13 protein-coding genes are annotated in these 16,427 nt (G+C 33.9%); 10 read left to right on the top strand and 3 right to left on the bottom strand.

Going from position 1 to position 16,427, the window contains the following annotated elements:
• The first annotated feature begins 69 nt into the window (after window positions 1-69).
• Genes ssb through HOH73_04370 form a run of 7 tightly spaced genes read left to right on the top strand, consistent with a single transcriptional unit; the run spans window position 70 to window position 6,289 of the window.
• Entirely contained in the window at window positions 70-612 is a 543-nt protein-coding gene (gene ssb / locus HOH73_04400) for a single-stranded DNA-binding protein (protein MBT5828095.1), read from the top strand.
• 8 nt (window positions 613-620) lie between these two features.
• On the top strand, window positions 621-1,805 hold the full coding sequence (locus tag HOH73_04395; GenBank protein MBT5828094.1) for an aspartate aminotransferase family protein: 1,185 nt from the start codon (window positions 621-623) through the stop codon (window positions 1,803-1,805).
• Window positions 1,798-2,697, top strand: a complete 900-nt coding sequence (argF, locus tag HOH73_04390) for an ornithine carbamoyltransferase (GenBank protein ID MBT5828093.1) — start codon at window positions 1,798-1,800, stop codon at window positions 2,695-2,697. The genes HOH73_04395 and argF overlap by 8 nt, the downstream gene beginning before the upstream one ends.
• 3 nt (window positions 2,698-2,700) lie before the next feature.
• Window positions 2,701-3,495, top strand: coding sequence for a 3-methyl-2-oxobutanoate hydroxymethyltransferase (gene panB, locus HOH73_04385; protein MBT5828092.1), 795 nt, complete (start codon window positions 2,701-2,703; stop codon window positions 3,493-3,495).
• On the top strand, window positions 3,476-4,336 hold the full coding sequence (gene nadC, locus HOH73_04380) for a carboxylating nicotinate-nucleotide diphosphorylase (protein ID MBT5828091.1): 861 nt from the start codon (window positions 3,476-3,478) through the stop codon (window positions 4,334-4,336). The genes panB and nadC overlap by 20 nt, the downstream gene beginning before the upstream one ends.
• Window positions 4,337-4,392: 56 nt before the next feature.
• Window positions 4,393-5,604: a Na+/H+ antiporter NhaA gene (nhaA, locus tag HOH73_04375; protein ID MBT5828090.1), complete on the top strand. Its 1,212-nt coding sequence runs from the start codon at window positions 4,393-4,395 to the stop codon at window positions 5,602-5,604.
• A complete protein-coding gene (locus HOH73_04370) occupies window positions 5,582-6,289 on the top strand; it encodes a class I SAM-dependent methyltransferase (GenBank protein ID MBT5828089.1) in 708 nt (235 codons plus the stop codon). The genes nhaA and HOH73_04370 overlap by 23 nt, the downstream gene beginning before the upstream one ends.
• Before the next feature lie 183 nt (window positions 6,290-6,472).
• On the opposite strand, the gene pgsA is transcribed toward HOH73_04370, so the two are convergent.
• Together pgsA and uvrC are read right to left on the bottom strand one after the other, a co-directional pair.
• Entirely contained in the window at window positions 6,473-7,024 is a 552-nt protein-coding gene (gene pgsA, locus HOH73_04365) for a CDP-diacylglycerol--glycerol-3-phosphate 3-phosphatidyltransferase (protein MBT5828088.1), read from the bottom strand.
• A gap of 19 nt (window positions 7,025-7,043) precedes the next feature.
• Complete coding sequence (uvrC, locus tag HOH73_04360) at window positions 7,044-8,873, bottom strand: excinuclease ABC subunit UvrC (protein MBT5828087.1); 1,830 nt, start codon at window positions 8,871-8,873, stop codon at window positions 7,044-7,046.
• A gap of 120 nt (window positions 8,874-8,993) precedes the next feature.
• Between uvrC and carA the strand changes: the two genes are divergently transcribed.
• Both carA and carB read left to right on the top strand, forming a co-directional pair.
• Window positions 8,994-10,175 (top strand): glutamine-hydrolyzing carbamoyl-phosphate synthase small subunit, encoded by a 1,182-nt coding sequence (gene carA / locus HOH73_04355; GenBank protein MBT5828086.1) that lies wholly within the window; start codon window positions 8,994-8,996, stop codon window positions 10,173-10,175.
• The gene (carB, locus tag HOH73_04350; protein ID MBT5828085.1) at window positions 10,168-13,437 is read left to right on the top strand and encodes a carbamoyl-phosphate synthase large subunit; all 3,270 of its coding nucleotides are present in this window, start codon (window positions 10,168-10,170) and stop codon (window positions 13,435-13,437) included. Before carA ends, carB begins: the two co-directional genes overlap by 8 nt.
• 3 nt (window positions 13,438-13,440) lie before the next feature.
• Here the strand turns inward: carB and HOH73_04345 are convergent, their stop codons facing one another.
• On the bottom strand, window positions 13,441-15,102 hold the full coding sequence (locus tag HOH73_04345; GenBank protein ID MBT5828084.1) for a ShlB/FhaC/HecB family hemolysin secretion/activation protein: 1,662 nt from the start codon (window positions 15,100-15,102) through the stop codon (window positions 13,441-13,443).
• Window positions 15,103-15,342: 240 nt separating this feature from the next.
• On the opposite strand from HOH73_04345, the gene HOH73_04340 reads away from it, so the two are divergent.
• Window positions 15,343-16,427: filamentous hemagglutinin N-terminal domain-containing protein (locus HOH73_04340; protein ID MBT5828083.1), on the top strand; the 1,085-nt coding region annotated here is incomplete at its 3' end.

The raw sequence follows: 16,427 nt of genomic DNA, 5'->3' as shown, positions 1-16,427 counted from the left end.
AATATTCTAAGCTAGCTATAAATTATTAACATAGCTAACTTAACTAGCAATTAAACTTTAATATAAATTATGGCAGGCTCAATCAACAAAGTAATATTAGTCGGAAACTTAGGTGCAGATCCAGAAATTAGATCTACACAAGATGGCAGAGAAATTGCAAATTTATCTTTAGCAACGGCAGATAGCTGGAAAGATAAAAATACTGGTGAGAAAAGAGAAAAAACTGAATGGCATAGAGTGGTAATATTCTCGCCAAGTTTGGTAGCTATAGCAAAGCAATATTTGCGCAAAGGTGCAAAGATTTACATAGAAGGAAGTTTGCAAACTAGAAAGTGGCAAGACAATAACGGCCAAGATCGTTATACCACAGAAGTAGTGCTTCAGGGTTATTCAGGAAGCTTTACAATGTTAGATAATGCCAATTCCAGCAACCAGCAACAGCCGGGTGCAAGTAATTACGCTCCAAATAACAATTTTACGCCAAATAGAACGCAAGATAGTAACGCTAAAAACTCTCCATCCCCATTCCCAGATAAGGGAGTGTTTAGCTCAGCTTCAGGTGGTGATAACGCGCCAGCTGCGGATGATTTTGAGGATGAAATACCTTTTTAAAGAGATAGATGTTAAGCCCACTTCTACAAGTATATAAACGATGTAACATAGAATTTACGGCAGGAAAAGGCGTTTATTTATATAGCAAAGATAAAAAAAAATATATTGATTTAGGCGCAGGGATTGCGGTTAATTCTTTAGGCTATGCTAATAAAAAATTAGTTAAAGCTTTAAAAAAAGCAGCAGATAAGCCATGGCATGTATCTAATTTATATGAAATAGAAGGTCAAGTTGAGCTGGCAAGTAAGTTGGTTGAAAACTCTGCTTGTGACCAGGTTTTCTTTTGTAATTCTGGTGCCGAGGCCATTGAAACTGCGGTTAAAATTATCCGTAAACATTATCACAGCAAAAAACAATATCAGAAGAAAGAAGTAATCACTTTTGAGCATGCTTTTCATGGCCGCACAATGACGGCTATTTCGGCTGCCGGTAGTAAAAAATATCAAGATGGTTATGCGCCATTATTGCCAGGCTTTCGTTATTTATCTCTAAAAAATCTTACCATAGAAAAAGTTGCAAAAGAAATAAATAGTAAGACTGCTGCCTTAATCATAGAGCCTATTCAAGGTGAAGGTGGGGTGCATGTTTTTAGCAATAAATTTCTTAAAGATTTAGCTAAATTATGCAAAGAAAAGAAAATAATCTTTGGTGTTGATGAAGTTCAATGCGGTATGGGTAGAACAGGCAAAATTTTCCATCATCAATGGGCCAATATTAAACCAGATATTATTACCGCTGCTAAAGGTATTGGCGGAGGGTTCCCCTTAGGTGCTTGTTTGGTTAGAAAGGACATAGCTAGTGCCATGACCATGGGTTCGCATGGTGGAACTTATGGTGGAAGCCCTTTAGCAATGGCAGTTGGGAATGCTGTTTTTGCGCAAATAGCAGAACCAAAATTTTTAGCTTCAGTACAAGAAAATGGTGCGCTTTTTAAGGAGGGTCTATGCAGCTTGCAGCAGCAATATCCACAAATTATTACTGAGGTAAGAGGTGAGGGGTTAATATTAGGGATTAGAATTTCTCATTCTTATATGAAGTTGGTTGATTTGTTTCGCGCCAATAATTTGTTAACAATACCAGCAAGTAACGATGTTATCAGGGTAATACCACCTCTGATAATCACAAAAAAAGAGATTAAATTAGCTCTTTCTTATATGGAGAAATCATTAAAAGAATTTGAACAAAATGATTAAAAAAAATTTTATTTCATTGGCTGACTTTAGTAAAGCCGAATTGGAAGCAATAGTTGCTTTGGCAACTAAATTAAAACAAAACCCTCATACAGATGTTGCTAAAGATAAGCATCTAGCAATGATATTCGAGAAAAGCTCTACCAGAACTAGAGTTTCCTTTGAAGTTGGTATTAATCAATTAGGTGGTAAGGCTGTAGTTTTAAGTGCGCAAGATATGCAATTAGGCAGGGGTGAATCCATAGCGGACACAGCTAAAATTTTATCGCGTTATGTTGATATGATTATGATCAGGGCAAATAAGCATAAAGATGTTTTAGAGCTCGCAGAAAATGCTACTATTCCAATAATTAATGGTTTAACAGATTTTAATCATCCTTGTCAGGTTTTAACTGATATTTTTACTTATATTGAGCATAGAGGAAATATTGAAAACAAATTGATTGCTTGGTTTGGAGATGGCAATAACATGTGTAATTCATGGTTAAATGCTGCTTTGAAATTTGGCTTTAAATTAAATTTAGCCTTAGCTAAAGGTTATTACCCAGATGCTAATTTATTAGCAGAAGCAAAAGAGGCTAATTTAGTAGAAATATTTCACCATGCTAGTGAAGCAGCGCAAAATGCAGATTTAATTACAACCGACACTTGGGTTTCAATGGGTGATGAAGATGAGCTAGAAAGAAAGCAAGCTTTTAGCAAGTTGCAAGTAACAAAAGAGGTGATGGCTAAAGCAAAGCCAGATGCTTTATTCATGCATTGCTTGCCAGCACATAGAGACGAAGAAGTCACAACTGAGGTAATAGATGGGGCACAATCTGTAATATTTACAGAAGCTGAAAATAGATTGCATGTACAAAAAGCAATTATGAATTTTTTGTTTTTAAATAATTAATTTATGACTAGAAACACTATAAAACACATAGAAAAGAAATTTGTGTCAAAAGAAAAGCTGGTTGTAATTTCTGCTTACAGTAAGTTAATGGCAGAGCTTGCGGATGATCATGCAGATATCATTCTAGTTGGTGATTCACTTGGTATGGTTTTATATGGCATGGAATCAACCTTGCCAGTTGATTTAAATTTAATGATACAACATGGTGTGGCAGTAGTTAAAGCTAGTAGGAAATCATTAATTGTGGTTGATATGCCTTTTGCTACTTATCAAATTAATGAAGAGCTGGCATTTAAGCATGCTGCAGAAATCATACAAAAAACAGGAGCAGGTGCAGTGAAATTAGAAGGCGGAGTGGAATTAAAAGACACTATTTCATTTTTAAGCAAACGCGGTATTGCGGTTATGGGACATATTGGTTTAATGCCACAATATGTTAATCAGCTTGGTGGTTACAAAATACAGGGTAAAGATAAAATTTCTGCAGCTAAGATAGTGCAAGATGCTGTTGCAATTGCAGAAGCTGGAGCTTTTGCTTTAGTAATAGAAGGGGTTAAAGCAGATGTGGTTAAAAAAGTTAAACAAAAAGTAAAAATACCATTAATCGGTATTGGTGCTTCCAAAGATTGCGATGGTCAAGTTTTGGTTGCAAATGATTTGCTTGGCTTAAGTGAGTCTGTACCTAAATTTGTAAAAAAATATAAGAATTTACGTGAGGAAGTCAGAGACGCCTTTGCAGATTATGCAAGTGAAGTAAAAGCTGAGCAATTTCCAGATAGTGAGCATATTTATAAATAAATATCAGATGATGCAAGAAGCTAATATTTTAAAAATAGTAAAAGCTGCGTTAGCAGAAGATATAGGTAATGGAGATGTTACATCCAACTATACGGTACCAAAAGAGCAGCAGGCAGAATTCGCTCTATTGGCTAAAGATGACTTAATTTTATGTGGAGTTGATTTTTTTACATTAGCTTTTAAAGAGTTGGATAAAAATATTGATTTAACATATTTCTTTAAAGAGGGTAACAAAGTTAAGAAAGGTGAAGTTATTGCTAGTGGAATAGGTAATGCTAGGGCTATTTTAGCGGCGGAAAGGGTTGCTTTAAATTTAATGCAATATATGTCCGGTATTGCAACTAAAACACAGCTTTTTGTTGCGGCAGTTAAGAGTTATCCAGTTGAGATTTTAGATACGCGAAAAATTTTACCATTTTATCGTGAGGCAGCAAAATACGCTGTATTAACAGGGGGAGGGAAAAATCATCGCATCTGTTTAGATGATCAAGTTTTAATAAAAGATAATCATATTATTGCAGCGAAAAACATTGCTACTGCCTTAAAAAATTGTGCTAAAACCGGGCTTAAAATAGAAGTAGAATGTGAAACTATTGCACAGGTTAAAGAGGCCCTACTTTATAAACCAGATATAATAATGCTTGATAATATGTCGCTAGTAAATATGGTTGAATCAGTAAAAATTATTAACAAAAAAAGCAAAATAGAAGCATCTGGTAATATTAACTTAGCAAATATAGCTAAAGTCGCAGCAACCGGCGTTGATTATATCTCTGTTGGTAGTTTAACTCACTCAGTTTCAGCTAGTGATTTGTCGTTAAATTTGAAAATTTTAATCTAAGCTTCTTGACCTAGAACGCAAACATGTTTATGTTAAATTCAACAAAAATTATTATTATGGTTGTAAAATATTTTCAAGACGCTCTAAATAAATTCATGCAATACCAAGCATCAGGCGGTATTTTGCTTTTAATAATGACCATTTTAGCGCTGATATTTGCTAATTCAGAATTTCATCATTTTTACCATCATTTTTTAGAAGCTCCCATTGTTCTAACCATAAGCAATTACATGATCGACTTAAATGTTGAGAAATTTGTTAATGACGGCTTGATGGCGATTTTCTTTTTGTTGGTTACCTTAGAAATCAAAAGAGAAATGGCGGAAGGTCAGCTATCTACACGTGATCAGCAAATTCTCCCGGCAATTGGGGCGATTGGTGGAGTAGCTATTCCAGCTTTAATTTATGTCTTCTTTACCATGGATTATATGGTAGAAGGTGAAAGTGCAACTAGAGGTTGGGCTATTCCTAGTGCAACTGATATAGCCTTTGCATTAGGTATTGCTTCGTTGCTTGGGAAAAGAGTACCAATCTCTTTAAAAGCTTTTTTAACCGCTCTTGCAATTATTGATGATTTAATTGCAATTTTAATTATTGCCTTTTTCTATAATACAGAGCTTGCGGTCAATAATTTATTATGGGTGGCAATTATATTTATTGTAATGCTGTGGATGAATAGCAGAAATATCTCTAGAAAAGCTCCATATTTGTTTTTAGGCGTTATATTATGGGCCTTAATTTTAGAGTCTGGTGTGCATGCCACAATAGCTGGAGTGTTAATTGGATTGACTATTCCTTTAAAGGTAAAGGATGCTAATAATAACAGCCCGCTTAAAGTATTAGAGCACGCTTTAGCACCATGGTGTGCATTTTTAATTTTACCAATATTTGCTTTTTGTAATGCAGGTATTTCTTTTGAGAATTTATCATTAGCAAGCTTAATTTCCAACCCTGTATCACTAGGAATCTTGGCCGGATTGTTTGTTGGTAAGCAGCTTGGTGTGTTTAGCATAGTTTATTTATTGATAAAGTCAGGTATAGCTAAAATGCCACATGGGGCAAATTGGACGCAAATTTATGGTGTTTCAATACTTACAGGTATTGGTTTTACTATGAGTATTTTTATTGGAAATTTAGCTTTTCCACCAGAATATCAGATTACTGATGAAGTAAGAGCGGGAATTTTAGCGGGCTCTTTATTTTCTACATTGCTTGGTTATGTAGTATTATATTATGGCTCCAAACATGTCCTTAACAAAAAAAAATAATCTAGGCCAAGTAGAAGAAACGATTTTAAAACATCTGAGCTCAATGCGCTCAGATTTTTTACATCCATATATTGGGATCAAGCTTAGAGCTTACCAAAAAACTTTAGATTTTATAGAAGCAAATATGGCTGATGCAGTAGTTTGCAATAATCGTAATGAAGTTTTTAACTACGCCTTAAAACATATAGATTCAGATGGTATTGTCGCAGAATTTGGTGTGAAATCAGGAACCACTATAAATGAGCTTGCCAATAAGCCAATACTTCGCAAGAAAACAATATATGGTTTTGATTCTTTTACGGGTATACCAGAAGATTGGGCAGGCACTAAGACTTTAAAGGGGCAGTTAACTAACCATGCTAAATTGCCTAAAGTAGCTAAAAATATAAAATTAGTAAAAGGTTGGTTTAAAGATAGTTTAGAAGAATTTTGTCAGAGCAATGATGAGGCTGCTATATTTTTACATATTGATTGTGATTTATATCAATCAACTAAAGATATTCTAACTGCTTTTAAGCAGAAGATCAGAGCAAACACCGTAATTGTTTTTGATGAATTTTTTAATTATCCCAATTGGCAGGCTCATGAATATAAAGCGTGGTTAGAATTTGCTCGGCAAGAGAATATAAAATACCAATATTTATGTTACGCACATACGCAAGTAGCCCTAAAGGTTTTAGCTTAGTTTTTTTAATATTTAGCGCTAGGCTTAGCAATAAACGGGGCGGCTATAGCTTTATTAAGCCAACGCACTTAAATAAGGCTCATTTTACGGATTTATTAGCTGAGTATTTTATATTAACCAAAATAATTTATAATATTTTTTTCAATGGTTGGGTCTATGTGTAAGGAAAGGCTTTGATTTAGCTTAATTTTTTAAATGTTTAAGTGAGGCCTTAAAGTAAGCAAAGCCAGTAAAAACTGTTAAAATAGCAGCTATGACTAGCCCTATCCTGCCAATTTCATTAGTATATTCTATACCTGTACCTTTATCTCCTAGAATCATGATGGCAAGTGCGGTCATTTGAACTCCTGTTTTCCATTTAGCTAATTGACTAACTGGAACACTTACATTGATTTCAGCTAAAAACTCTCTTAAGCCTGAAACAAATATTTCTCTAAATAAAATAATGATACCAGGTATGGTTATAAGTAGGTCATTGTCACCAAAATGAACAAGCATAATAATGGTAGTAGCAACAAGGAGTTTATCTGCAATGGGGTCTAATACTTTACCTAAGTTTGATTGTGCACTTAGTAATCTTGCTAAATAACCATCGACAAAATCAGTAACTGAAGCAAAGATAAATAGGGTGGCTGCTATCCAATTAGATAGTACTCCATCTAAAAAAAAGGATAAAATCAGAATCGGTATAACTAAGATTCTGGCAAATGTTAAGATGTTTGGTAAGTTTTCCATATAATCTCAAACTAGATGTTTATTTCAAAATTTCAAGTAGCTTTTCAGCAAGCTTCAGGTTGATACCTTTTACTTTTGCAACATCTTCTTTACTCGCTGATTTGATTTTTGCTACTGAGCCAAAATATTTTAACAAATCTTGTTTTTTCTTTGGGCCAATTCCAGCTATTTGGTCTAGCTCAGATTTTAGAGTTGCTTTGTTACGCTTTTTGCGGTGTGTTTCAATAACAAATCTGTGTGCCTCATCTCGAATACGCTGCAAATAATATAAAGTCTCTTTATCTTCAATAGAAAAGTAATCAGAAAAATTATTGCAAAATCTTTCCAAACCCTTATTTCTAAATTCACCTTTAGCAATGCAAAAGAAGGGTATTGTTAAGTTCAGCTGAGAAAAAATTTCAGCGGCAACCGAAGCTTGTCCTTTACCACCATCAATGATGATTAGATCGGGCCAGCTTTTATTTTTATTTTCAGGATCCTCAATTAATAGACGATTATATCTACGATAGAGAACTTCTCTTAGCATGTCAAAATCATCAGCTTTATTGGCAAGCTTAATATTAAACTTGCGATAACAGTTTTTGTTGAAGCCATTTAAATCGCTTGCAATCATAGCGCCTACGGAATTAGTTCCAGAAATATGACTATTGTCAAATACTTCTATTTTATTTGGCCTTTCCGTTAAATTGAAGACTTCTTGTAATTTTTTATGATGTTTTAAATTTTTGTTTTTATTCTTGGTTTTTTGCTCTAAGTGATATTTTGCATTTGTTTCAACAAAAAGTAGGATTTTCTTTTTACGCCCTAATTTAGGTGTAATAAATTTGGTTCTACATTGATATTCTTTAAAATATAAAGCTTCTAAATGCTCAGCTTCATGTAGCTCAACATTAGTTATAATTTCTTTGACGATATTTTCTTCATTATAATATTGCTTGATAAAATTAGTCAAAATTTCTCCTAACTCCAAACCTTCTATATTCTGGGGAAAAAAGTGCTGATTACCATTATTAAAGCCATTACGAAAAATGAAATGCTCAATTATTACTGTGGCATTTTGTTGCTTTATCGCTAAAATATCAGTATCAATTAGGCTGTTATCAGAAATATCTTGTTTGGCTGTAATATTACTTATTGCTTTAATTCTATCGCGTAAAATTGCGGCACGCTCGAAATCTAATTTGTTGCTAGATCCTTCCATTTCAACGATAAGCTTCTCTCTTACTTCATTAGTTTTACCACTCAGGAAGTTGTAAGTTTGCTTGAGCAAATATTGATAATCTTCCTTCTGGATATAATTGACGCAAGGCGCGCTACATCTTTTAATTTGATACTCAAGGCACGGTTTATCTCGATTTTTAAATTCACTGTCTGAGCAGCTTCTGATTAAGAAAGATTTTTTTAGCAAAGTTACAGTTTTCTCAACATCATAGCCCCCTACAAAAGGGCCAAAATACTTGCCCTTAAAAGTTTTTTTGCCACGATAAGTGTAAATGCCAGGAAAATCATGTTTAATATTAAAGTAAATATAAGGGTAAGTTTTATCATCCCGAAGCATGATATTATAAATAGGCTTTAGCGTTTTAATCAGATTTAACTCAAGTATTAACGCTTCTATCTCAGAATCAGTTTTTACAATTTCAAGCTTTTTAATCTCAGAAACCATCTTTTTTAGACGATTAGGTAATTTATCAAACTTACTATAGCTAGTTACTCTTTTTTTAAGATTTTTGGCTTTACCAACATATAAAATTTTGTCTGTTTCACCAATCATACGGTAGACTCCAGGGCTTTCTGGTAAGTTTTTAAGATATTGGATCAGGGTTCCAAGACCAGCAATTTTATGCATTAGGATTTATTGTATATTTACTTTCTTTATTTTTAAGATTCTTGTTGACTAAAGGGAAGGTTTTTCTTATAAATCTAAGCAATTTGCCTAATTACAAAACATTATAAATATAAAAAATAAATGACTAATTTACCAGTTGTAAAAGCTACGCAAGAATTAAACGCAGTCTTAATTTTGACTTCGGGGGAGTATTTCTTTGGTAAAGGTATTGGTAAGCAAGGCCAAACAAAAGGAGAACTATGTTTTAATACCAGCATTACTGGCTATCAAGAAATTCTAACTGACCCATCATACACAGATCAGATTATCACCTTCACGGCACCACATATTGGTAATGTTGGTATTAATTTAGATGATAATGAATCAATACAAAAATTTGCGCAAGGTTTGGTGGTTAGGGAGGATATCACTTTAGCATCTAATTTTAGAGCAGAAGAAAATTTTAATGACTGGTTAATTAAAAATAATTTAACTGGTATAGCAGGGGTTGATACAAGAGCTATCACCACTTTGCTAAGAGAAAAAGGTGCAGTAAACGCAATTATTACTTATGCGCTAGAGGGAGAAGAACTTAATGTTTTCGAGTTGCTCACAGAGGCTAAGCAAATTAAGTCCTTTACAGGGATAGAGCTTTCTTCAAAAGTTTCAGTTAAAAAGCTAGAAGAGCACACAGAATTAACTTACCAATATCTAGCACCAGAAAAAGCCTTAGAAGATTTACATATTGTGGTTTTAGATTATGGCGTAAAGCATAATATTTTAAATTATTTTTTAACCCATGGTTGTAAAATATCTTTGGTCAATTGTAAGGCGAGCGCTGCTGAAATTATGGCATTAAAGCCAGATGGTTTATTTTTATCAAATGGTCCGGGTGATCCAAGTGCAAATGCAAAATATACGGTTGCAGTTATTCAAGAGATTTTAGCGGCTAAAGTACCTATTTTTGGCATTTGTATGGGGCATCAATTATTATCTCTTGCTGCGGGTCTAAAAACCTTTAAAATGCACCAAGGGCATAGGGGAGCTAATCATCCAGTAATTAATTTAGCTACCAAAAAAGTAGAAATAACAGCACAAAATCATGGTTTCTGTGTTAGTGATGAGAATTTACCAGCTAATATTGAAATTACACATCGCTCTTTGTTTGATCAAACAGTAGAAGGTTTAAAACTTACAGATAGGCCAGCATTTTCAGTGCAATATCATCCTGAAAGTTCCAGTGGCCCGCATGATAGCAAATATTTATTTGCAGAATTTATCGATTTAATAAAATCACATAATAAGAAGGTAGCTCGTGGCTAAAAGAACAGATATAAAAGCAATTTTAGTAATCGGGGCGGGGCCAATTGTAATTGGTCAAGCATGTGAGTTTGATTACTCAGGTACGCAGGCTTGTAAGGCTTTAAAGGAGGAAGGTTATAGAGTTATTTTAATTAATTCTAATCCAGCAACTATAATGACTGACCCAGCAACAGCGGACAGCACTTATGTTGAGCCAATTACCACAGATTTTTTAGAGCGCATTATTATCAAGGAAAAACCAGATGCAATTTTACCTACAGTAGGCGGACAGACTGCTTTAAACTGTGCTTTAAATGCACATAAAGAGGGTATCTTAACTAAATATAAGGTGCAGTTAATAGGTGCGGGCATTGAAGCCATTAATAAAGCGGAAGATCGCGAATTATTCAACAATGCGATGGCAAAAATTGGACTTAAGACACCCAAAAATGCTATTGTTGGCACGGTAGAGGAGGCCTTAAAGGCTCAAGCAGAAATAGGCTTGCCTGCGATTATTAGACCATCTTTCACTATGGGTGGTAGTGGTGGAGGTGTTGCTAATAATGAAGAGGAGTTTTTAGCAATAGTAAAATCTGGCTTAGATGCATCACCAATTTCTAGAATTCAAATTGACCAATCTGTAATTGGCTGGAAAGAATATGAGATGGAAGTGGTAAGAGATAAAAATGACAATACTATTATTATTTGTTCGATTGAAAATATTGATCCTATGGGCGTGCATACGGGTGACAGTATCACAGTTGCGCCTGCTTTAACTTTAACAGATAAAGAATATCAAAAAATGCGTAATGCTTCAATTGCAGTTTTGCGTGAGATTGGAGTTGAAACTGGTGGTTCTAACGTGCAATTTGCAGTTAACCCAGCTGATGGTGAATTATTGGTAATAGAGATGAATCCGCGGGTATCGAGGTCATCAGCTTTAGCTTCTAAAGCTACTGGTTTTCCGATTGCAAAAGTTGCAGCAAAATTAGCAGTGGGTTACAGTTTAGATGAAGTTTATAATGATGTAACTAAAGTGACGCCAGCAAGTTTTGAGCCATCTATTGATTATGTGGTTACAAAAATACCAAGATTTACTTTTGAGAAATTTACTTATGCCAAGCCAGAATTATCTTCAGCGATGAAATCGGTTGGTGAAGCTATGTCTATTGGGCGGACTTTTGCACAAAGTTTGCAAAAAGCATTGCGTTCCATGGAAACAGGCTTAACTGGCTTAAACTCTCCAGAGATAGCCGGTTTAGCGGAGGCTAAAAATGAGGAAGCAAAAAAAGCCATTATCAAACAGGCTTTAGCACCACTTGCACCAAACAAAATTTTGTTAATAGCAGAAGCTTTAAGATTTGGTATAGCGAAGCATGAAATTTGTGAAATTACTGGTTATGATATTTGGTATGTAAACCAATTAGCTGAGTTAGTTACTCTTGAAGAAGAAATTAAAAAAGCAGATTTAGCGGATAAATCTTTCTTATTAAAATGTAAAAAAGCTGGTTTCTCAGACCAAAGAATTGCAGAATTGTCTGGTAAAGAAGAGGCTGAAATTAGAGCGATAAGACATACGCAAAACATAGTTCCTGTTTATAAAAAAGTGGATACATGTGCGGCTGAGTTTAAATCTTATGCAAATTATATCTATTCTGCTTATGAGGGAGATATTTATACGCCTAATTATTGCGAGGCTAATATTAGTGCTAAGCAAAAAATTATGATTTTAGGTGGAGGGCCAAATCGGATTGGTCAGGGTATAGAATTTGATTATGCTTGTTGTCATGCAGCATTTGCACTGCGAGAAGCTGGCTTTGAAACAATTATGGTAAATTGCAACCCTGAGACTGTTTCAACTGATTATGACACTTCTGATAGATTATATTTTGAGCCTTTGACGGCAGAAGATGTGATAGAAATTGCTTTAAAAGAGATGCAAAAAGGTGAGTTGCTTGGTGTGATTTTACAATATGGTGGGCAAACACCATTAAAATTAGCGCAAGAATTAGAAGCGGCAAATATTCCAATAATTGGCACTTCACCAGATAAAATAGATTTAGCTGAAGATAGAGACAGATTTAAAAATTTGTTAGATAAGTTGCAGTTAAAACAACCGCACAGCACTATTTGTTACAAATTAAGTGAGATAGAAGGTTCGGTTAAGCAAATAGGTTTTCCTGTGGTAATAAGGCCATCTTATGTATTAGGAGGCAGGGCTATGGAGATTGTTTATAATGATAGGGGCTTGAAAAAATATCTAAAAGAAAATAGAGCCGCTATAAAAGATGGCGCCATTTTAATAGATGAGTTTTTATCAAATGCGACAGAATTTGATGTAGATGCAATATCAGATGGTGATGATGTGCATGTAACAGGTATTATGGAGCATATTGAACATGCTGGTATTCACTCTGGCGACTCGGCTTGTTCTTTGCCACCATATTCTGTAACTAAGGAAGTTACAGATTTAATTACAGAGGCCACAATAAAATTAGCAAAAGCCTTGGAGGTGAAAGGTTTGATGAATGTGCAATATGCAGTCAAAGATGGTGATTTATACATCATAGAAGTAAATCCTAGAGCTTCTAGAACTGTACCTTTTGTCGCTAAAGCGACAGGTGTGTCTATTGCAAAGATAGCGGCATTAGTAATGGCGGGCAGAAAATTAGCAGAATTTAACTTAGCTGAAATTAAAGTGAATAATTGCTATGCAGTTAAGGAGGCTATTTTCCCTTTTGAGCGTTTTGATAATGTGGATACAATTTTAGGTCCTGAAATGAAATCTACGGGTGAGGTTATGGGCATAGATAAGAGCTTTGACATTGCTTATGCTAAGGCGCAGATTGCTGTATATGGCAAAATACCTAAATCAGGAAAAGTATTTATTTCAGTAAAAAATGATGATAAAGAAGCTATTTTACCTCTGGCACAAAAATTAGCTAAGATAGGTTTTAAGTTGATTGCAACTAAAGGTACGGCAAAGTTTTTAACAGGTAATAACATTGAAGATGTTGAATCTGTTAATAAAGTCAAAGAGGGTAGCCCACATATTGTGGATATGATAGCTAATAAAGAAATATCGTTAGTAATTAACACTACATCAGGAGAGCAAGATATAGCTGATAGTTATTCTATCAGGCGTACTACTTTGTTAAATAAGGTGGTTTATTTTACTACGGTTAGAGGGGCAGAAGCTATAATTAGAGCGATGCAGCATTTAAATAAGGGTGAGGAGCTAACTGTAAAATCTTTGCAAACTTATCAAAAGGAAAGAGCTTAGCTTTTAAAAGGAGATGGCTTTGCTTATTTTCGCGTAGATTACTTCATTTTCTGTTATTGTGACAGGTATTTTGAGTGCTTTGCTGTAAGTTATATTGGCAGAAAATAACTTGTGATAAAAATTAACTTTAATACCTGCGCCGCTTACTTGGTAATTTTTATCATCAATATTCGCTTTAGTTAAGCCATAATCAAAGAATAAAGAAGTGTTTAGCGAGCTGTTATTTAATTTTATATAAGGAGCCAAATTTTTATTTAAGGTAAAATCATTACGCGCATAAAAGCCAGAATCTCCTTGGATATATTCTTCTTTAAATCCTCGTACGCTATATTCTCCACCAGCATAAAATGCTTCAGAAGAAAATAATATATCTTCTGATTTTTGTGCCTCGATATTTAAATTATATTTGAGTGGAATTTGGCTAAATATTTTATGGTAATATAAATATAAATTATAAGCTTCATATTGAGCTTCTTCGCTATATTCAGAAGTTTTGTCATTTAAAGCAGAAAATTTATCAAGCCCAAATTTATAGCTTGGTTTAATGATTAAAGTGCCATATTTGCTATATATAGTGTTATGTATGCCAATATTTGCTATGGCTAATTTTCTAGTACCTACCTGATTTACAAGCTTTATGTTAAATATTTTATTATATGATTTTACATTTTTGTGGGTTAGATCGGAGGTTAGTTTGATTTTTACTTGATTATTTCTAAAAATATTACGCTCTAAAGAAATTTTATTAATAGTGGTATTGCCCAAAGAGTAATAAGTTGCTCTGGTTAAGTTTGTGCCTAAAATATAATTGGAGCGTGATAAGCTGTAATTTAAGAGGTAGTTTTTAAGTGGTAAGGAATAGTTGAATGAACTGGCTGCGCTTTGTCTTTTATATGATTGTCTTTTGTATAGAGAGTTATAATTGAAAGAGATATTTTCATTTAAGTTTAGAAGGTCAGAAAAATTAGCGCTAAGATTATATTTGTTCTTACCTGTTTGCCCAGTTCCAGAATTATCTAGAGAGGCAGAAATGTAATGTGGTTTATTATATTCATTATTTATAATTACTTTACTGGTGCCAATTTCTTTACCTGCTTCTATAATAAATTTACTTTTACTATTATTTACATTCGCAAAATTATCTATGGCTTGTTCTAAATCTCGGATGTTTAGGATATTATGTTGTTTTGTTGGTACTGAGCTAGCTAATTTTAATTTTTGATTATATATATTTTGATTTTCATTAAGAGTAATTTGTGAGATTTTCCCTTCTGTAATTTGGATGATAAGAATATGTTCTGCTAATTTGCTTTGGGGCATCGGTAAGTTTGCTCTACTAGTTACATAGCCATATTTAAAATATAGTGCATTTAAGTGGTTAAGCATTTTTTGGATATCACTTAAAGTGGTGCATTTTGAGCTGAAATCTTTAACTTTATCTTGTAATTTGGCTGCTGAAAACAGAGTGGAGCCATTAATTTCTATGGTTTTTATGTTAAGGCACGTACTTTTCTTAAGGTTGGTATTTTCTGGTAAGAACTCTAAATATTGGGGTTTGTAATCTAGGTTCTTATTTTCTTGCTCTAAATTAAAATGCTTCAATTCTTGCTGCATTTGTTTGATCTCGAGAGCTTCATTGGCGTTCGCTTTATAAGAGATAAGCATGAATATTGTAATAAAGATGAGTCTAAAATTATGCATAATTATTTTTTTAATGAGATTATTATAAATCAATTTACAGTTGTGTATAGTAGCTTGCTTGTTATTTTCTTTTTTTTCTTCTTTTTTCCATAGAGTTATTTTGCAATATCAGCAAGATGATGCTATGCATAACATATAAGTTTGACAATAAATGCTTAATATGCAATATTATGACGCCACTTTATTTTAATTATGCTAAATTTTTTGAAACACTTAATTTGTCGATTACTTGTTTTTGTAACATTTCTAAATTCTGGTCCTTTAGCTATAGCTAGTGAGATAGTTGTAGATTCTAGTGCTGCGGGTGCAAATCAGGCTATAATTGATCGTGCTAATAATGGCACTTCTATAGTAAATATATCTGGTAATTTATCAGAGAATGGTTTGTCACATAATAAATTCTCACAATTTGATATAGATGATAAGGGTGTAGTAATTAATAACTCAACTGAGTTTGGGGTTTCTAATTTAACTGGTTCGACCTTGTACAATAATCCTTTGCTGACTAAAGGTGCGGCAAGCGTTATTTTAAATGAGGTAACTGGAGGTGATGTTTCAAAGTTATATGGTTACACTGAGATTTTTGGGCAGAAGGCTGATTACATATTTGCAAATCCGCAAGGTATTATGTGTGATGGTTGTGGTTTTATTAATACGGATCGTTTAACTATGGTTACTGGTTCTGCGGAAAAGTCTGGTGATGAATTAAGTCATTTTAACATAGGTGCTGGGGCAATTAATATAGGAGAATCTGGCCTGGATGCTTCTATGGTTAGTGCGGCTGAGTTAGTTAGTAAATTTGCAAATATTAATGGTTCTATTGTTGGAAAAGATGAGCTTGCTATCAAAACTGGAGATAAGCAATATGATTATGTAACTGGCGATATAACAAGTGACAATATAACAGCCAGTGATACTGACATTACTTATGCGGTTGATGCTTCTAATTTTGGTTCTATGTATGCAGGCAAAATAGATATTATTGCAAGTAAGGATGGTTTTGGGGTTAAAAGTGAAGCTGATATGTATAGCTCTGTTGCCGGTTTAACTATTACAGCGGCGGGGGATATAGCGGTTAAAAATATATCTTCTGCAACAGATATTGATTTAGAAGCAGCTAATTCTATAGAGGTAAATGGGGCTATATCTGCAGCAGGAGATGCTTCATTAAATGCAACTGACTCGATAGATGTGGCATCTGGCTCATTAGTTGCAAATAACATAGATATACAAGCTGCAAATGATTTGGATATAAATGGTACAATATATAGTTATGGTGATCTTGCTTT

This window comes from Alphaproteobacteria bacterium (genome assembly GCA_018667735.1).
Lineage (GTDB): Bacteria > Pseudomonadota > Alphaproteobacteria > Rickettsiales > JABIRX01 > JABIRX01.
The sequence above is the reverse complement of the archived record's forward strand: the minus strand, read 5'-3'. Positions and strand labels throughout refer to the sequence as shown.